General features: G+C 75.4%; 15 protein-coding genes. 7 read left to right on the top strand and 8 right to left on the bottom strand.

Features of this window, described 5'->3' with window-relative positions; translation table 11 throughout:
* Window position 1 precedes the first annotated feature (1 nt).
* On the bottom strand, window positions 2–451 hold the full coding sequence (locus J2S46_RS11025) for a MarR family winged helix-turn-helix transcriptional regulator (RefSeq protein WP_191290380.1): 450 nt from the start codon (window positions 449–451) through the stop codon (window positions 2–4).
* Between the two features lie 62 nt (window positions 452–513).
* Here J2S46_RS11025 and J2S46_RS11020 point away from each other — a divergent pair, with 62 nt between their 5' ends.
* Together J2S46_RS11020 and coaE are read left to right on the top strand one after the other, a co-directional pair.
* Window positions 514–1,155 (top strand): MBL fold metallo-hydrolase, encoded by a 642-nt coding sequence (locus J2S46_RS11020; protein ID WP_191290381.1) that lies wholly within the window; start codon window positions 514–516, stop codon window positions 1,153–1,155.
* 153 nt (window positions 1,156–1,308) lie between these two features.
* Window positions 1,309–1,899: a dephospho-CoA kinase gene (coaE, locus tag J2S46_RS11015; protein ID WP_073921985.1), complete on the top strand. Its 591-nt coding sequence runs from the start codon at window positions 1,309–1,311 to the stop codon at window positions 1,897–1,899.
* Between the two features lie 236 nt (window positions 1,900–2,135).
* Here coaE and J2S46_RS11010 read toward each other — a convergent pair whose 3' ends face one another.
* Window positions 2,136–2,960, bottom strand: coding sequence for a CTP synthase C-terminal region-related (seleno)protein (locus J2S46_RS11010; RefSeq protein ID WP_191290382.1), 825 nt, complete (start codon window positions 2,958–2,960; stop codon window positions 2,136–2,138).
* Between the two features lie 76 nt (window positions 2,961–3,036).
* On the opposite strand from J2S46_RS11010, the gene J2S46_RS11005 reads away from it, so the two are divergent.
* Entirely contained in the window at window positions 3,037–3,927 is an 891-nt protein-coding gene (locus tag J2S46_RS11005; RefSeq protein WP_191290383.1) for a LysR family transcriptional regulator, read from the top strand.
* 49 nt (window positions 3,928–3,976) lie between these two features.
* Here the strand turns inward: J2S46_RS11005 and J2S46_RS11000 are convergent, their stop codons facing one another.
* The 3 genes from J2S46_RS11000 to soxR form a co-directional block, all read right to left on the bottom strand.
* Window positions 3,977–4,363 (bottom strand): VOC family protein, encoded by a 387-nt coding sequence (locus J2S46_RS11000; protein WP_191290384.1) that lies wholly within the window; start codon window positions 4,361–4,363, stop codon window positions 3,977–3,979.
* A 91-nt stretch (window positions 4,364–4,454) separates the two neighbouring features.
* The gene (locus J2S46_RS10995; RefSeq protein WP_191290385.1) at window positions 4,455–5,306 is read right to left on the bottom strand and encodes an SAM-dependent methyltransferase; all 852 of its coding nucleotides are present in this window, start codon (window positions 5,304–5,306) and stop codon (window positions 4,455–4,457) included.
* A gap of 146 nt (window positions 5,307–5,452) precedes the next feature.
* Window positions 5,453–5,941, bottom strand: coding sequence for a redox-sensitive transcriptional activator SoxR (soxR, locus tag J2S46_RS10990; RefSeq protein ID WP_191290386.1), 489 nt, complete (start codon window positions 5,939–5,941; stop codon window positions 5,453–5,455).
* Window positions 5,942–5,995: 54 nt separating this feature from the next.
* Here soxR and J2S46_RS10985 point away from each other — a divergent pair, with 54 nt between their 5' ends.
* Window positions 5,996–6,727, top strand: a complete 732-nt coding sequence (locus J2S46_RS10985; protein ID WP_191290387.1) for a thiamine pyrophosphate-binding protein — start codon at window positions 5,996–5,998, stop codon at window positions 6,725–6,727.
* 92 nt (window positions 6,728–6,819) lie between these two features.
* A complete protein-coding gene (locus J2S46_RS10980; protein ID WP_191290388.1) occupies window positions 6,820–7,728 on the top strand; it encodes a transketolase family protein in 909 nt (302 codons plus the stop codon).
* 113 nt (window positions 7,729–7,841) lie between these two features.
* Here J2S46_RS10980 and treZ read toward each other — a convergent pair whose 3' ends face one another.
* From treZ to glgX, 3 genes are all read right to left on the bottom strand, one after another.
* Complete coding sequence (treZ, locus tag J2S46_RS10975; RefSeq protein WP_191290389.1) at window positions 7,842–9,575, bottom strand: malto-oligosyltrehalose trehalohydrolase; 1,734 nt, start codon at window positions 9,573–9,575, stop codon at window positions 7,842–7,844.
* A complete protein-coding gene (gene treY / locus J2S46_RS10970) occupies window positions 9,572–12,097 on the bottom strand; it encodes a malto-oligosyltrehalose synthase (RefSeq protein WP_191290390.1) in 2,526 nt (841 codons plus the stop codon). Before treY ends, treZ begins: the two co-directional genes overlap by 4 nt.
* Window positions 12,098–12,233: 136 nt before the next feature.
* Window positions 12,234–14,420 (bottom strand): glycogen debranching protein GlgX, encoded by a 2,187-nt coding sequence (gene glgX / locus J2S46_RS10965; RefSeq protein ID WP_191290391.1) that lies wholly within the window; start codon window positions 14,418–14,420, stop codon window positions 12,234–12,236.
* A 604-nt stretch (window positions 14,421–15,024) separates the two neighbouring features.
* Between glgX and J2S46_RS10960 the strand changes: the two genes are divergently transcribed.
* Together J2S46_RS10960 and efeB are read left to right on the top strand one after the other, a co-directional pair.
* The gene (locus tag J2S46_RS10960) at window positions 15,025–16,215 is read left to right on the top strand and encodes a DUF5919 domain-containing protein (protein WP_079197414.1); all 1,191 of its coding nucleotides are present in this window, start codon (window positions 15,025–15,027) and stop codon (window positions 16,213–16,215) included.
* Window positions 16,216–16,699: 484 nt separating this feature from the next.
* On the top strand, window positions 16,700–17,998 hold the full coding sequence (efeB, locus tag J2S46_RS10955) for an iron uptake transporter deferrochelatase/peroxidase subunit (protein WP_191290393.1): 1,299 nt from the start codon (window positions 16,700–16,702) through the stop codon (window positions 17,996–17,998).
* Window positions 17,999–18,013: the final 15 nt, after the last annotated feature.

The raw sequence follows: 18,013 nt of genomic DNA, 5'->3' as shown, positions 1-18,013 counted from the left end.
TTCAGCCGAGGCGGCGCAGCAGCCCGACGCTCTGTCGCAGGACGGCCTGCTCCTCGGGGGTGAGCCGCTCGGTGATCGCGGCCGCGATCTCGCCCTCGCGGCGCGCGCGCTGCGCATGCAGGGCGGCGGTGCCGGCCTCGGTGGCGGCGAGCAGCAGCTTGCGGCCGTCGGTGGCGTGGCGCTCCTGGCGCACCAGGCCGGCCTGGGTGAGCAGGGCCACCGTGCGGGCCATCGACTGGTGGCGCACGTGCTGGCGGTCGGCCAGCTCGCTGGTGGTGTGGGGCCCCTCGCGGACCAGCAGGCCGAGGACGCCGGCCTGGTTCTGCGGCAGTTCGTCGCCCACCCGCAGGGCGCGGACCAGGTTACCGAGGGCGCTCCGCAGGTCGGCGGCGAGTTCCAGCGGGTCCACGGCGGGTTCCGGCGGGTCTACGGGGGTGGCGGATGCGCTCATGGGACCAGCCTACCCGCCGGCTGCTCAGCAGAACTGCACAGTCTTGCTGTATAGTTTTCCCCATGAAGCTGACCAAGCTGGGCCACGCCTGCGTCCGCCTGCAGCAGGGCGACACCACGATCGTCATCGACCCGGGCATGTTCACCGAGCCCGACGCGCTCGCGGGCGCCGACGCCGTACTGATCACGCATGAACACTTCGACCACTTCGTGGAGGGGCGGCTGCGCGCCGCCCTGGAGGCCGACCCCGCGCTGCGGGTCTGGACCAACGGCGCGGTGGCCGCGCAGCTGGACGGCGTCCGGCAGCGGGTCACCGTGGTCGGCGAGGGCGACGCCTTCGAGGTGGGCGGTCTGGGGGTCACCGTGCACGGCGAGTGGCACGCGGTGATCCACCCGGACATCCCCCGGATCACCAACATCGGGTTCACCGTCGACGGGCGGCTGTTCCACCCGGGCGACGCGCTGACCGTTCCGCCGCTGCCGGTCGACACCCTGCTGGTGCCGACCGGCACCCCCTGGAGCAAGGCTTCCGAGCTGATCGACTACGTCCGCGAGGTCAAGCCCGCGCACGCGATCGGGATCCACGAGGCGGTGCTCAGCGAGGTGGGGCAGCAGCTCTTCGGCCGGCTGCTCGGGGAGGGCGGGCCGGGGACGGGCGCACCGCTGCGGCGGCTGGCCGCGGGGGAGCAGGTCGACCTCGGCTGAAACACCGCCGGCCCCGTCCGCCCGTCCGGCCGGCTGGCCGGACGTCCTCCGGCCCGCTGCCCGCCCGTCCGCCCGTCCGCCCGTCCTGCTTCGGCCGGGTCGGACCGGCGGGCGGGCCTCCGGCGTCGCGGCCGCTGCCGGTAGCCTGACGCCATGCTGAAGATCGGACTGACGGGCGGGATCGGCGCGGGCAAGAGCGAGGTGTCCCGGCTGTTCGCCTCGTACGGGGCCGTGGTGGTGGACGCCGACCTGATCGCCCGTGAGGTGGTCGCCCCGGGGACGGAGGGGCTGGCCGCCGTCCTGGCCGAGTTCGGCCCGGGCGTGCTGCGCGCGGACGGCGAGCTGGACCGGCCCGCGCTGGGGGCCCTGGTCTTCGCCGACCAGGACAGGCTGCGGGCGCTGAACGCCATCGTCCACCCGCTGGTCCGGGCCCGCTCCGCCGAACTGGAGGAGGCCGCCGCGCCGGACGCCGTCGTCGTGCACGACGTGCCGCTGCTGGCCGAGAACGGGCTCGCCCCGCTCTACGACCTGGTCGTGGTGGTGGACGCCGCCGACGAGGTGCGACTCGACCGGCTGGTCCGGCTGCGCGGCATGGCCGAGGCCGAGGCGACGGCCCGGATGGCGGCCCAGGCCACCCGGGAGGCCCGGCTCGCGGTCGCCGACCTGGTGATCGACAACAGCGGCCCGCTGGAGGCGCTGGCCCCCCGGGTCCGCGAGGTCTGGGACGAGCTGACGGCCCGCTGACCGTCCGTCGGCCGCCCGGCCCAGCACGTCCGGCTCGACCCCGGCGGTGGCGCGGGCGATCACCGGGGCGCCATCGGGGCGGGGATCTCCGGGGTGGTGTGCGGGGCCACGGCTCCCGGACCACCCGGACGTCCTCCGGCGCCGCGCCGTGCCCGCGCGGGAAGGCGGCGGCGGCCTCGGTGCCGTCGATCTCGAACCGGCCGGCCGGGCGGGCGGACGGCCGGGCGGGCGACCGGTCAGGTCCGGGCGCCGGCCGCCGCGCGGGCGCTGTGCGCCACGGCGGCGGCCGCCAGCGCGCCGATCGCCGGGTGTGCGCGGGTGCCGTCCCCGGCGAGTTCCGGCTGGAACAGCGAGACCAGGAAGAACGGGTGGCCCGGCAGCTCGGCTATCCGCACCTCGCCGTTCTCGTCCGCCCCGCTGAACCGCAGCCCGTGCTCCCGCAGGACGTCCAGGTACCGCGCGTTCAGGCCGTACGCGCAGTGGTACCGCTCCAGCGTGCGGGTGCTGCCGAGGACCCGGGCGGCGAGCGTGTCAGGGGTGATCTCGATGACGCCCTCGTGGCCGACCAGGGAGCAGGTCAGCGGGACGACCAGCAGGTCCTCGTCCTCCTCGGCGGTGCCCGGCCGCTCCGGGGACTCGGCGTGGGTGGCCCGGCCGAGCCCGCAGACGTTCCGCGCGTACTCCAGCACGGCGTGCTGGAACCCGCCGCAGGTGCCGAGGAACGGGATGCCTCCCTCGCGGGCGGTCCGGACGGCGGCCAGCGCGCCGGCCTCGCTGCGGTACGGGCTGCCGGGCAGCAGCCAGATCGCGTCGAACCCGGCCAGGGCGCCGTCCTGGCCGGCGTCCTCGGTGGAGATCCAGTACGCGTCCAGCACCAGCTGCTCGCGGCGGGCCAGCGCGTCGAGCAGACCCGGGATCCGGGCATGCGAGCGGATGCTGGGGGAGCGGTCGCCGACCAGCGCGAGCCGGGCGGTGTACGGCGCGCCGAGGCGGCTCGCCGGTGCGGGAGCCGTCGACGGAAGGACGGCCGGGCCGGGGAAGGGGGTGACGGGAGTGGTCATGCGCCCATCGTGGCCCGAAGAACGAAATCGGCGCCAACGATGATTGCTGACCCAACCATCAGCAATACTGATGGGCATGGAATCGCACCTGCTGCGCACCTTCGTCGCGGTGGCCCGGCTCGGCTCCTTCTCGGCCGCCGCCCGCGAACTCGGCTACACCCAGTCGGCGGTCTCCCAGCAGATCGCCGTCCTGGAGGCGGATCTCGGCGCGGAGCTGCTGCACCGCCGGCCGGTCGGGCCGACCGCGGCCGGCGCCCGGCTGCTGGAGCACGCCGGACCGCTGCTGCTCCGGACGGCCGCCGCGCGGGCCGACATCGCCCGGCTGGCCGGCGCCGGCACCGTCGCACTGGTGCTGGCCGCCACCCCGCTCGCGGTGACCACGGGCCTCGCCGCCGCGCTCGCCTTCACCCGGCAGGCCCACCCCGGACTGGAGCTCACCGTCCGGGTGCTCGGCCGGCCGGACGTGCCGGTGGCCGTCGCCACCGGCGAGGCCGACCTCGGGCTGACCGACGGCATGGCCGCGCCCAGCGACCCGCTGCAGTTGCCCGACGTCGGCCCGCTCACCGGCGTGGCCGTCGCCGAGCAGCCGATCGCGGTCGCGCTGCCGGCCGGCCACCCGCTCGCGGGCCGTCCCGGGCTCGACCTCGCCGACCTCGCGGACGCCCGCTGGCTGGACGCGCCCGGTGTCGCGGTGCCGACCGAGCGGCTGCGCGCCGCGACCGGCGTGACGGGGTTCCGGCCGGCCACCCGCTACCCGGGGACCGACCTGTCCGGGCTGCTGACCCTGGTCGCGGCCGGTCACGGCCTGGCCGTGCTGCCGCAGGCGGTGCTCGCCGGGGTGCCGGGGGTGCTCGCCGTCCCCGTGCGGGAACCGCGGCTGGTGCACCGCACCGAGCTGGTGCGCGGCAGCCTCCCGGAGGGTCCGGCGGCGCTGCTGGCCCGGCTGCTCGACCCGGAGCGGGCCTGACCGGCCGGGCCACCGGGGCCGGCGCCGTCACTGGGCGCGGCTGGTTCGCTCAGCGCGGCTGGATGAGGTCCCACCGGTTTCCGTAGAGGTCCTCGAACACCGCCACCGAGCCGTACGCCTCGTGCCGGGGCTCCTCCAGGAAGGTCACCCCGGCGGCGGCCATCCGGCGGTGGTCGGCCTCGAAGTCGTCCGAGTTCAGGAACAGGCCGACCCGGCCGCCGGTCTGGTCACCGATCCGGGCCAGCTGCTCCGGCTTGGCCGGCCGGGCCAGCAGCAGCCCGGTCTCGCGCGAACCGCGCGGGGCGACCACCACCCAGCGGTTGCCGTCCCCGCGCGGGGTGTCCTCGCGCAGTTCGAATCCGACGGCGTCCACGTAGAAGGCGATCGCCTCGTCGTAGTCGCGGACGAGCAGGGTGGTGAGTCCGATGTGAGCCATCAGCCGATCGTGCCACAGCCGCCGGAGCGGGGAACCGACCGGTGACCGGAGCGGGACCGACGGGGGCGACACCGCCGGACCGGCCCCGCCGTCACGCCTTGCGGCCGACCCCGGCCCAGATCGCGACCTCGCCGTCGGTCGGCTGCGGAGCCCGGTCGGGCCGCCACAGCGGGGCGGTGACCAGCCCGGGCTCCACCAGCTCCAGGCCGTCGAAGAAGCCGAGCACCTCCTGGCGGGTGCGCATGGTCAGCTGGGCGCTGGCCGCGCGGTAGATCGCCGGGCCCTTGGCGGCGGCGGTGGGCGAGGTGAAGTCCCCGGTGGCGTGCGAGAGCGCCAGGTGGCTGCCCGGGGGCAGGGCGTCCACCAGCCGGCGGACGATCGCGTGCGGGTCGTCCTTGTCGTCGACGAAGTGCAGGACGGCGAAGAGCAGCAGCCCCACCGGCCGGCCCGGTTCGAGCAGCCGGCGCACCTCGGGGGTGGCGAGGACGGCGTCCGGATCGCGCAGGTCGGCCTGGACGACGGTGGCGCTGCCGTTGCTGGCGGCGGCGAGCAGCGCCCGGCCGTGCACCAGCACGATCGGGTCGTTGTCCAGGTAGGCCACCCGGGCCTGCGGGTGCACCTGCTGGGCGATCTGGTGGGTGTTTCCGGCGGTCGGGATGCCGGTGCCGATGTCCAGGAACTCGGTGACGCCCTGCTCGGCGAGGTGGCGCACCGCCCGGCCCAGGAAGGCCCGGTTGGCCAGGGCACTGATCCGCACCAGGGGGCTGAGCGCCAGCACCTTCTCGGCGGCCTCGCGGTCGGCGGGGAAGTTGTCCTTGCCGCCGAGGTAGTAGTCGTACATCCGGGCCGGGTGCGGTATCTCCGGGCGCAGGTCGGCGGGCACCCGGTGCACCTCGTCCTGGTCCGCGCCCGCCTGCGCCGCGATGTCCTGATGGCCGGTCATGAAGGTTCCCCCGTCGGTGATCCACCCTGTCCCCGGCAGCATAGGCGGGAGCCGGGGCGGGGCGTGGGGCGTTTCACCGAGCCGGTGCCGAACCGGGCCGGCCCGCCGCCCGGCCGCCACGGGAGCGGGCCGGGCGCGGGCGGCCGTCAGCCCTCGGTGGTGCGCGGCTCCGGGCCGGTGCCGGGGTCTCGGGTGAGCAGGTAGCGGGCGCCGGGGCCGGCCGCGCCGGCGCGGTCGCCGGCGTTGTAGAGGGCGCAGCGCGAGATGGAGAGGCAGCCGCAGCCGATGCAGCCGGTGAGCTTGGCCTTGAGGCGCTCCAGGTCGGCGATCTGCTCGTCGATCCGGGTCTGCCAGGAGCGGGCGACGCCGCTCCAGTCGGTGGTGCTGGGCGCGCGGTCAGCGGGGAGGCGGTCGAGCGCGGTGCGGGCCTCCTCCAGGGAGAGTCCGACCCGCTGGGCGGCGCGGACGAAGGCGACCCGGCGGAGGGTGGCGCGGGGGAACCGGCGCTGGCCGCCGGTGGTGCGCTCCGAGTGGATCAGGCCGAGCTTCTCGTAGTAGCGCAGCGCGGAGGTGGCGAGGCCGCTGCGCTCGGCGAGCTGGCCGATGGTCAGGAGGTCGTGGCGGTTCGGGCCCATGCGGGTCACTCTAGCGCTTGACTTGAAGTTGGCTTCAAGTTGGACGATCCTTCCATGACCGCGACGAAGACCATTTCTCCGCAGCACCGGCCGCACCTGCACCAGGGGTACGGCTTCGAGGACCTGCCCGCCCTGATGGCCCTGATGACCGGCGCCGAGAAGCACGGCCCGGCCGCCACCTCCACCCTGGACGTCCTGTGGGTGCTCTACGACCGGGTGCTGGACGTCGGCCCCGCCACCTTCGGGCGCCAGGACCGTGACCGCTTCCTGCTCTCCAAGGGCCACGGCCCGATGGCCTACTACGCGGTGCTGGCCGCCAAGGGCTTCCTCTCCCCGGCCGTGCTGTCCAGCTTCGGCGCGTACGACTCGCCGCTCGGCCACCACCCGGACCGGCTGCTGGTGCCCGGCGCCGAGATCGGCTCGGGCTCACTGGGCCACGGCCTGCCGCTCGCCGTCGGCACCGCCCTCGGACTGCGGGCCCAGGGGCTCACCGATCCGGCGGTCTGGGTGCTGCTCGGCGACGCGGAGTTCGACGAGGGGTCCAACCACGAGGCGGTCGCCTTCGCCGGGGCGTCCGGGCTGGACCGACTGCACGTGGTGGTGATCGACAACTCCTCGGCCACGCACGGCTGGCGGGGCGGGATCGCGGCCCGGTTCGAGGCCGAGGGCTGGTCCACCGCCACCGTCGACGGCCGCGACCACGAGGCGCTGCACGCGGCCTTCACCGCCGCCCACCCGGGCCGCCCGCACGCCGTGGTCGCCCGGGTCGAGCCCAAGGAGTCCTGAGCCCGCCCGCCCTGCCCCGCCGGACCGGCCCACCCGGCCCGGCTCCCCCTCCTTTCCTGCCCCGATCCCCCCCACCATGCAAGGGACTTGCGATGCCCACCACGACCTACACCATGCGCGACCGCTTCCTCGACGTGACCGCCCGTCTGCTCGACGAGGACCCACGGCTGGCCCTGGTGCTCGCCGACATCAGCGCCGCCGGATTCGCCCCGGCCGCCGAACGGCACCCGGACCGGGTGATCAACGTCGGCATCCGGGAGCAACTGCTGATCGGCGCGGCCGGCGGGCTGGCGCTGACCGGGCTGCGCCCGATCGCGCACACCTTCGCCAGCTTCCTGATCGAACGCCCCTTCGAGCAGGTCAAGTTGGACCTGGTGCACCAGGGCGTCGGCGCGGTGCTGGTCAGCGCGGCCGGCTCGTACGACTGGCCGGCCGGCGGGCGCACCCACATGGCGCCGGGTGACGTCGCCCTGCTGGACACCCTGCCGGACTGGACGGTCCATGTGCCGGGCCACCCGGACGAGGCCGAGACCCTGCTGCGGCACGCCGTGGCGGACGGTGACCGCAACGTCTACCTCCGGCTCTCGGCGCACCGCAACGCGCTCGCCCGGCCGGTCGTGCCGGGGCGGTTCCTCACCGTCCGCGAGGGCCGGCGCGGCGTGGTGCTGGCGGTCGGGCCGATGCTGGACGGGGTGCTGCAGGCCACCGAGGGGATGGACGTCACCGTGCTGTACGCCGCCGGTGTCCGGCCGTTCGACGCGGCCGGCCTGCGGGCCGCCACCGGCGCCGCCGCCGCCGAGGTGGTGATCGTCGAGCCGTACCTGGCGGGCACCTCGGACCGCGAGGCGCACGAGGCGCTGGCCGCGGTCCCGCACCGGGTGCTCGGCCTCGGGGTGCCCCGCGCGGAGCACCGGCACTACGGCTCGATCGACGAGCACCTGGCCGCCTACGGGCTGGACGCCCGCTCGCTGCGGGAGCGGATCACGCTCTTCCTGCCGTGACCCCCTCCGGCCCTGCGCGTTCCCGAGCTGAGCCCTTCCGGCCCTGCGCGTTTCCGGAGCTGAGCCCTTCCGGCCTGGCCCTTCCGGCCCGTGCGCCCACCCGCCGGCCCGGTTCAGCCGGTCCGCACCACCGCCGTGCTGTCGTGGGCCAGCACCAGTGAGTCCCCGTCCGCCTCGCACTGCCCGAAGACCGCCAGCGTCCCGCCGTACGGGGCCCCCAGCGGCACCGAACGCGGGCCCTGCGCGCCGAGGTTGACCGCGATCCGGTACGGCCCGCGGTGCACCACGAGCCACCGCAGCTGCTCGTCGTGGTCCACCCGTACGGCGGCCAGGTCCGGGTCGCAGAGCTCCGGGTGGGTGCGCCGCAGCCGCAGCAGCAGCTTGTACCAGTCGAGGAGTTCGGCGTGCGGGTGCTGGGTCGGCTCGCTCCAGTCCAGGGTGGAGGCCAGGACCGTCCCCGGGGCCTGCGGGTCCGGCACCTCGTCCGCCTGCCAGCCGTGCTCGGCGAACTCCCGGCGCCTGCCGCGCCGGACGGCCTCGGCCAGCTCCCGGTCGGTGTGGTCGGTGAAGTACTGCCAGGGGGTGCCGGCGCCCCACTCCTCGCCCATGAAGAGCATCGGGGTGAACGGCGAGGTCAGCACCAGGGCCGCGCCGGCCGCGAGTCGGCCCGGGGTGAGGGTGGCGGAGAGCCGGTCGCCGAGCGCCCGGTTCCCGATCTGGTCGTGGGTCTGCAGGTAGCCGAGCAGCCGGTGCCCGTACGACGGCGGGAAGGGACGCCCGTGGTGGCGGCCGCGGAACGAGGACCAGCTGCCGTCGTGGAACCAGCCCCGGGTGAGCACCTTGGCGAGGGCGCCGAGCGGCTCGGCGGCGAAGTCGGCGTAGTAGCCCTGGGACTCGCCGGTCAGGGTGGTGTGCAGGGCGTGGTGGAAGTCGTCGCTCCATTGCGCGGCCAGGCCCTGCCCGCCGGCCCGGCGGGGGTCGGTGGTGCGCGGGTCGTTGCGGTCGGACTCCGCGACCAGGAACAGCTCGCGGTTGCCGGTCACCGCCAACCGGTCGACTTCGGCGGCGAGTTGCTCCAGGAAGTGCAGGGCCCGGTCGTCCACCAGGGCGTGCACGGCGTCGAGCCGAAGCCCGTCGATCCGGTAGTCGCGCAGCCAGGCCAGCGCACTGCCGATCAGGTAGTCCCGTACCTCGTCGGAGCCGGGGGCGTCCAGGTTGACCGCCGACCCCCAGGGGGTGTGGTGGCGGTCGGTGAAGTAGGGGCCGAAGGCGGGCAGGTGGTTGCCGGACGGGCCGAGGTGGTTGTGCACCACGTCGAGGATCACGCCCAGGCCCTTGCGGTGAGCGGTGTCGACAAAGCGCTTCAGCCCCTCGGGGCCGCCGTAGGGCTCGTGCACCGCCCAGAGCGAGACCCCGTCGTAGCCCCAGCCGTAGCGGCCGGGGAAGGGGCAGACCGGCATCAGCTCGACGAAGTCGACGCCGAGCTCCACCAGGTGGTCCAGCCGCTCGGCGGCCGCGTCGAAGGTCCCGGCCGGGGTGAAGGTGCCGACGTGCAGCTCGTACAGCACCGCGCCGGGCAGCGGGCGGCCGTGCCACGGGGTGTCCGACCAGCGGAAGGCGTCGTGGTCGACGGCCCGGCTCGGCCCGTCGGGGCCCAGCGGCTGGCGGCGCGAGCGCGGGTCGGGCAGCGGCGGGCCGCCGTCCAGCCGGAACGCGTGGTCCCCGGCCGGGGCGAGGCCGCGCCACCAGCCCGCGCGGGCCGGGTCCGGGGCGAGCCGGAACCGGCTGCCCTCCACCTCGACGTCGACCCGTTCGGCCTCGGGGGCCCAGACCTCGTACTCGGTCACGCGTGCTCCTGGGGGCGGGTCAGCAGGGCGGTGGGGTAGTGCTCCAGCAGGGCGGCCAGCGGGACGGGCCCGGGCTCGAAGGCACGGCCGGTCAGCCGGTCCGTCCACGGGCCGGGCCCGGCGGGCAGGTCGAGGGTGCTCTCGCGCCAGCCGCCGGACCGCTCCAGCCCGTACGGGAGCCGGGTGACGGCGGTGATCACGTCGGCGCCCCGCCGGAAGGCCAGCAGGTGGGCGGCGGCCGGGCCGTGCGCGCCGAGCGGCCGGTAGCCGCCGAGCGGGCGCTCGCGGCGCAGGTGCAGCGCGGTGGTGGTCAGATGCAGCTTCTCCCGGGCCAGGTCGCCGGCCGGGCCGGGCGGCTCCGAGAGCCGCCCGGAGGCCGAGTCGGTCAGCCGCACGGCGAGCGCGCCGAGGTCCACCGGCGCCCGGTTGTCCGGGTCGACCAGCGTGTACAGCGGCTCCTCGCTGCCCTGGTACAGGTCCGGCACCCCGGGCACGGTCAGGTGCAGCAGGGCCCCGCCGAGAGTGTTCGCCCGGGCGTACGGGGCGATGGCGCGCACCAGGCCCTCGATCCGGGGGAGCAGCCCGGGGTTGCCGTAGACGGCGTGCGCGTAGTCCGTGACGGCCTGCTCGAAGGCGGCGTCGGGCGCCGTCCAGGAGGTCTGCAGCTTGGCCTCGCGGGCGGCCTTGAGCAGCGCCGCCACCAGCCGCTCCGGGCTGATCGGCCAGGCCGCGACCAGGGTCTGCCAGAGCAACCAGGCGGTGTTGCGGTCGGGGCAGGGCCCGGCGGCGGTCGTCCAGGCCGCGGCCTCGTCGGCCCAGGCCCGGGGCTGCTCGGCGAGCACGGCGAGCCGGGCCCGGGCGTCGGCGCTCCGCTTGGTGTCGTGGGTGGAGAGCACCGTCATGGTGTGCGGCCAGTGCCGCTCGACGTACTCGCACCAGGCGTGGAAGTCGGCGGGGGCGACGCCGGGCCGGGCCGGCTCACCGCCGACCTCGTTCAGCGCGGTGAGCGCGTTGAAGCGGTAGAAGGCGGTGTCCTCGACGCCCTTGGCGGCCACGGCCGAGGCGGTCTGCGCGAACCGGACGCAGAACTCGTCCTTCTCGGAGCTGCTGCCCAGCCGGCCCAGGGTCAGCGCGCCGACCAGCTCCAGCGTGTCGGCGGCCGGACCGCCGGGCGCGTCGCCCCGCTGCGCCAGCGCCGTCCGCAGGTGTTCGGCGGCGGCCTCCGGCGCGGGCTCGCCGGGGCGCACGTACGGGCGGTAGACGGGGTAGGCCGTCAGTATCCGGTGCAGCGCCTCGCGCAGCTCCCAGGGCGCGTGGTCGGCCAGTTCGGGTTCGGCGGCGCAGATCCGCTCGGCGAGGCGGACCAGCCGGTCCACCTCGGCGGCCAGCTCCCCGCGCTCGGCGGTGAGCTGCGCCCGGCCGCGCCGGCCGGCGGCCGCCGCCGGGTGCGGGTCGGCGCAGGGCTGACCGGCGCCGGCGCCCGGGGTGTCCGAGCCGTCCAGGAAGCGCTGGTAGGCGGTGGTCAGCCGGCCGGCCCCGGCGTGGTCGGTCAGCACGCCGTCGATCCGGCGCAGCGCGTCGTAGCCGGTGGTGCCGGCGCACGGCCAGTCGGCGGGCAGCTCCTCCTCGCCGGTGAGGATCTTCTCGACCACGGTGTACGCGCCGCCGGTGGCCCGGGCGAGCCGCCGCAGGTAGCCGCGCGGGTCGGCCAGGCCGTCCGGGTGGTCGATCCGGAACCCGTCCAGCAGTCCTTCGGCGTGCAGCCGCAGCAGCGTGCCGTGGGTGGCCTCGAAGACCTCGGGGACCTCGACCCGGACGGCGATCAGGTCGTTCACGGTGAAGAACCGGCGGTAGTTCAGCTCGGTGCGGGCCAGGCGCCACCAGGCGAGCCGGTACCACTGGCGTTCCAGCAGTTCCGGCAGGGCGAGGCCCTCGGTGCCCGGCCGCAGCGGGAAGGCGTGGTCGTGGTAGCGCAGCACGTCCCCGTCGACGGTGAGTTCGTCGAGCACGCCGCCGAGCCGGCCGCCGAGCAGCGGCAGCAGCAGCCGGCCGCGTCCGGGGGCGTCCACCGGGCCCGGCTGGGCGGCCCAGTCGATGTCGAACCAGCGCGCGTAGGGGGAGTCCGGACCGTCCCGCAGGACGTGCCAGAGCGGCTGGTTGAGCTGCTCGGGGACGGGGACGGCCATGTGGTTGGGCACCACGTCGGCGATCAGCCGCAGGCCGTGCCGGCGGGCCTCGGCGGCCAGTTCGCGCAGCGCCTCCTCGCCGCCGAGCTGCTCGCTGACCCGGCTGTGGTCCACCGTGTCGTACCCGTGGGTGGAGCCGGCGGTGGCCTCCAGCAGCGGGGACAGGTGCAGGTGGGAGACGCCGAGCGCGGCCAGGTAGGGCACGGCGGCGGTGGCGTCGCGCAGGGTGAAGGCGGGCTGCAGCTGGAGCCGGTAGCTGGCGGTGGGGGGCTGGACGGCCCCGGCCGGGCCGTCACCGGCCGGGCGTGGCTGCGCGGGCTCGGCGGGTGAGGTCATGAGTCCATACCTACCCGCCGTGGCCCGTGCCTATGGCCCGTTGTCGGGCGAACGGGTGAACCGTCCGGGCCGCGCCGCCCGGGCGCCCGGAGGGCGCGGCGGCCCGCCGGGCGGCCCGGTGCCGCCGGCGGCCGGCTCAGGCGCGCCGTTGGAGCACCATCAGCGAGCGGTCGGTGAGCCAGAGGGCGTCGCCGGCCTTCACCCGGGCACCGGTGCCGGGGGCGGGCAGGACCGGCTGCGCGGTGTCGACCACCACGTGCCACTCCTTGCCGTGCCCGGCCGGGACGGTGAACTCCAGCGGCTCGAAGTGGGCGTTGAACATCAGCAGGAAGGAGTCGTCGGTGATCTTCCCGCCGCGCCGGTCCGGCTCGGAGATCGCGTCCCCGTTCAGGAACACGCTGAGCGACTTGGCGTAGCTGGCGCCCCAGTCCCGCTTGGTCATCTCCTCGCCGGCCGGGGTGAACCAGGCGATGTCGGTGAGGTCGTCGTGGGTGCCGGAGACCGGGCGGCCGTGGAAGAACCGGCGGCGGCGGAAGACCGGGTGGTCGCGGCGGAGCCAGATCATGCCCTGGGTGAACTCCAGCAGCCGGGCGTCCGAGCCGGTGCCGGGGGCGCTCTCCGGCCCGGCTCCGGCGTCCGGGTCGGTGTCCGGGCCTCCGGGCTCGGGTCTGCCCTCGGCGGGCCAGTGCACCCAGGAGAGCTCGTTGTCCTGGCAGTAGGCGTTGTTGTTGCCGCGCTGGGTGCGGCCCAGCTCGTCCCCGTGCGAGAGCATCGGGACTCCCTGGGAGAGCATCAGGGTGGCGATGAAGTTGCGCTGCTGGCGCGCTCTCAGCTCCTCGACGGCGGGGTCGGTGCTCGGGCCCTCGGCGCCGCAGTTCCACGAGCGGTTGAAGGACTCGCCGTCCCGGTTGTCCTCGCCGTTCGCGTCGTTGCGCTTCTCGTTGTAGGAGACCAGGTCGCGCAGGGTGAAGCCGTCGTGGCAGGTGACGAAGTTGATGGACGCGATGGGCCGGCGCCCGTCGTCCTGGTAGAGGTCCGAGGAGCCGGTCAGCCGGGAGCCGAACTCGGCCAGCGTCGCGTTCTCGCCGCGCCACAGGTCGCGGACGGTGTCGCGGTACATGCCGTTCCACTCCGTCCACAGCGGCGGGAAGTTGCCGACCTGGTAGCCGCCCTCGCCCAGGTCCCACGGCTCGGCGATCAGCTTGGCCTGGGAGACCACCGGGTCCTGCTGGACCAGGTCGAAGAACGAGGAGAGCCGGTCGACCTCGTGGAACTGCCGGGCCAGGGTGGCCGCGAGGTCGAAGCGGAACCCGTCCACGTGCATCTCGGTGACCCAGTAGCGCAGCGAGTCCATGATCATCTGCAGGACGTGCGGGCTGCGCATCAGCAGGCTGTTGCCGGTGCCGGTGGTGTCCTCGTAGAAGCGCTGGTCCTGCGCCAGGCGGTAGTACGACACGTTGTCCAGGCCGCGCAGCGAGAGGGTCGGGCCGAGGTGGTTGCCCTCCGCGGTGTGGTTGTAGACGACGTCCAGGATCACCTCGATGCCGGCCGCGTGCAGCGCCTTCACCATCGACTTGAACTCCTGCACCTGCTGGCCGCGGTCCCCGCCGGAGGAGTAGGAGGAGTGCGGGGCGAAGAACCCGATGGTGTTGTAGCCCCAGTAGTTGGCCAGCCCCAGGTCGCGCAGCCGGTGGTCGCGGACGAACTGGTGCACCGGCATCAGCTCGATCGCCGTCACCCCGAGCTTCGCCAGGTGCTCGATCACCGCGGGGTGGGCCAGGCCGGCGTAGGTGCCCCTGATCTCCTCCGGGATGCCCGGGTGGAGCTGGGTCAGCCCCTTCACGTGGGCCTCGTAGAGCACCGTGCGGTGGTAGTCGGTGCGCGGCGGCCGGTCGGTGCCCCAGTCGAAGTACGGGTTGATGACCACCGAGTGCATGGTGTGCGGCGCCGAGTCCAGGTCGTTGCGGCGCTCGGGCGCGCCGAAGTGGTACCCGTAGACCGCTTCGTCCCAGTCGATGGTGCCGCTCATCGCCTTGGCGTACGGGTCGAGGAGCAGTTTGGCGCTGTTGTGGCGCTGGCCCAGCCCCGGGTTGTACGGGCCGTGCACCCGGAACCCGTAACGCTGGCCCGGCTGGACGCCCGGGATGTAGGCGTGCCGGACGAAGGCGTCCGTCTCGCGCAGCTCGACGGCCGTCTCCGAGCCGTCCTCCCCGAACAGGCAGAGCTCGATCCGGTCGGCGCTCTCGGAGAACACCGCGAAGTTGGTGCCGGCCCCGTCGTAGGTGGCGCCAAGGGGGTACGGCTGACCTGGCCAGACCTGCATAAGTCCTCAACTTCTATGGTAATAGCGGGAACTGACGATCTCTCCGGCCTCGGTCCAGCGCCTCCCGGCTTCTGCCCGGCCGGGGGGCCGGGCATGTGCGGCTGTCGCGTACCGTGACGCACGGCACAGTCGCCATCCTCCCCGACGCCCCGTCCGAGCTATGGTCCATTCGCCACTTGTTCGCCCGAACGGGTGTCCGTGGGGCGGCTGGGACGAGCGGGACGACCGGTCCGTTTCGTCTCACGGTCCGCCATCCGGCTGCGCGGGCCCTCCGGCGGGCAGTACTCTTGATCGTCCGGCGGTGCCCGGGAATCCGCGGCCCCGCGGTACCGGGCAGCGCGGGCCCGGTCACCCGTACGGACGAGGCCCGGTCGGCCCGCGCATCGTCGGTGGACGACCCGTCCACGGGCGCCCGCCGGCCGGTGGGCGAGCAGTCGGCGGACCGGTGGCGGTCGGCGGACGAGCAGTCAGTGAACGTGCAGTCAGTGAACGACCCGTCACTCCCGGCGGCCGAGAGGTGAGGTAGCCCATGGTGTTCCCCGCCGGCGGCAGGGGCGGTGGCACCGACCGCGGCCCCGGGCGCAGCGAGGCGCCGACGGTCGTGATGCGCCCCTCGATGGCCTCCCGCGCCGCCGTACCCGCCCAGGGCGGCCCGGTCGAGGTGCCCGCCCTGGCCTGGTCCGCCGGCGAATGGGACGACGCCTACCAGCGGGTCCGGCTCGCCGGCCGCGCGTACGTCTGGCTCAACCTGGTCGAACAGCGGCTGCGCGCCCTGGTGGACGAGGTGCTGCGACCGGTCTACGCCCCGGCGCACGGCGAGGACTGGGTGACCGCCGCCGCCGGGCCGGCCGGCGAGGAGTGGGCGCACCGGGCCGGCGCCGTCCGGGAGGTCAGCCGCCGCAAGGGCTACCTGCTCGACCCGGCCGACGACGACCCGCTGGTCTTCCTCACCCTGCCCCAGCTGCGCGAGCTCATGGTCCAGCACTGGCCCTGCTTCGAGCCCTTCCTCGCCGACCGCCGCGAGATCGAACTGGCCCTGGACGAGCTGGAGGTCGCCCGGCACGTCGTCTCGCGCAACCGCACCCTCTCGCAGACCGTCCTCGCGCAGACCGAGCGGGCCGCCGCCCGGCTGCTCGCCCTGCTCGACGGAGGCACCGGCGGGGTGCCCGCCGACGTGGTGGAGGCCCTGGTGGCCGGCCGGTACGCGGACGTCGTCGCGGTGCACGCCGACCGGGTCCGCCTGCAGCGGGACCTGCCGGTGGAGGACCTGCTCGACGGCGCCCGGCGGCTCGACGCGCTCGGCATCGGCCTCGGCATGCTCTGCCAGAACTACACCGGCCGGCGGCTGGTGCGGCTCGCCACCGAGGGCTGCCGGGTCCGGCTGCTCTTCCTCAACCCGGCCAGCAGCGCCGTCCGGCGCCGGGAGCGCGAGCTGGGGCTCGGGCGCGGCGAGCTGGCCCGCTCGATCGAGATGAACATCATGCACGTCCGGCGGGTCCGGGCCCGGCTGCGCGACCAGGGCGGCTTCGAGATCCGGGTCTTCGACGAGACGCCGCGCTTCACCGCCTACCTGGTCGAGGGCCCGCGCCCGACCAGCCAGGCGGGCGGGCGCCGGCAGTCCACCGACCTGGGCGTCGTCCAGCCCTACCTGCGCAAGGCGCGCGGGATGGAGTCCCCGGCGCTGGTGCTGCGCGGCGGGGCGGGGCAGCAGCCCGGCTCCACCGAGCCCGGGCTGCTGGAGGTCTACCGCGAGGAGTTCGAGGGCGTCTGGGGGGACTCCCGGCCGGTGTCCTGAGCGGCCGCCGGGGCGGATCCGGCTGCCGTCCGGGCACCTGTCCCGGTTCGCGCCGCCGCCCGCCGTGCGCCTCCGCCGCCCTTCGTGGCCGGTCGCCGTTCGTGGCCGGTCGCCCCTCACCCGGGTCGCCCCTCACCCGCGGGTGCCCCGGGCCGCGGTCGTCGCGCCGGTAGGCCGGACGGATGGCAACTGACCGGTATTCAGCCGATGAGCGGTCAGCCCTCCGCCCGGGGCCGCGCGGTGCGGGCAGCCCCTTGCTAGCGTCGTTCCCGTGATCGAGCAGGCCGGCGGCCCGTCCCGCCCCGGCCTGCCGTCCGCTCACCGGCCCGTCCGTCCACCGGTCGCCCGCCCCGGCCCGTCCCCGGCCGTGGTCGCGTCCGCATGCCCGTCCGCGCGCCGGTCCGCAGGCCGGTCGGCGCGCCCGGCCGCCCGGCGCGCGCCCCCGCCCGCGCGCGTCCGAACCTCCCAGACCTGGAAGGCCACCATGACCAGCCAGCACACCGCCAGCGGCCCCCGCCCCGACCCGTCCGCGCCGGACGGCTGCCCGGCCGTCGGCGGTGCCTCCCGCCGCGGCTTCGTCCGGGCCGCCCTCGGGGCCGGCACCGCGGGGGCCGCGCTCGCACTGGGGGCCGGGCCCGCCCGCGCCCGCGCCCGGGCCGAGCAGCGCTCCGACGCCGGGTTCGTGCCCTTCCACGGCGTGCACCAGGCCGGTGTCACCACCCCCGCGCCGGCCTACGCCTCCTTCGTCTCCTTCGACGTCACCACCCCCGACCGGGCCGGGCTGGAGGCCCTGTTCCGCACCCTGACCACCCGGATCCGCTTCCTCGCCTCCGGCGGCACCCCGCCGGACATGGGCCCGGAGGCCCCGCCGTCCGACAGCGGCATCCTCGGCCCGGTGCTGCCGACCGACGACCTCACCGTCACGGTCGGCGTCGGGGCCTCGCTCTTCGACGACCGGTTCGGGCTGGGCGCCGCCAAGCCGCTGCGGCTGGCCCCGATGCGGGCCTTCCCCGACGACAGCCTGCACCCCGCCGAACTGCACGGGGACCTCTCGGTCCAGATCTGCGCCGAGAGCCGGGACACCGTCCTGCACACCCTGCGGGACCTGGCCCGGCACACCCGGGGCGCGCTGCGGGCCTGCTGGCAGGTCGACGGGTTCCAGAACCGGCCCAGGCCCAGCGGCGCCCAGCGCAACCTGCTCGGCTTCAAGGACGGCATCGTCAACCCCGACACCACCTCCGCCCGCCTGATGGACCGGCTGGTCTGGGTGGTCGACGGCGGCGGTGAACCCGGCTGGGCCACCGGCGGCAGCTACCAGGTGATCCGGGTGATCCGCACCCTGGCGGACGCCTGGGACGGCCTCCGGCTCGCCGACCAGGAGCGGATCATCGGCCGGAACAAGGCCACCGGCGCCCCGCTCGGGTACGGCTCCGAGACCGACGCCCCCGACTACGGCAAGGACCCGGAGGGCACCGGCATCGCGCTCGACGCCCACATCCGGCTGGCCAACCCCCGGGACCAGGCGAGGGCCGACAGCCGCATCCTGCGCCGCGGCTTCAACTACGACCGGGGGCTCGACCCGGCGGGCGACCTCGACGTCGGCCTCGCCTTCTGCTGCTACCAGCAGGACGTGGTCCGCCAGTTCGAGGCGGTCCAGACCCGGCTGGCGGGCGAGCCGCTGGCCCGCTTCCTGCGGCCGACCGGCGGCGGCTACTTCTTCGTCCTGCCGGGTGTCCGGGACGCCTCCGACTGGCTCGCCCGGGGTCTGTTCGCCGCCGTCTGACGCCTGCCGTCCCCG

The organism is Kitasatospora herbaricolor (assembly GCF_030813695.1).
In the GTDB taxonomy this organism is placed as follows: Bacteria; Actinomycetota; Actinomycetes; order Streptomycetales; family Streptomycetaceae; genus Kitasatospora; species Kitasatospora herbaricolor.
This window is presented reverse-complemented; position numbering and strand designations above follow the sequence as displayed.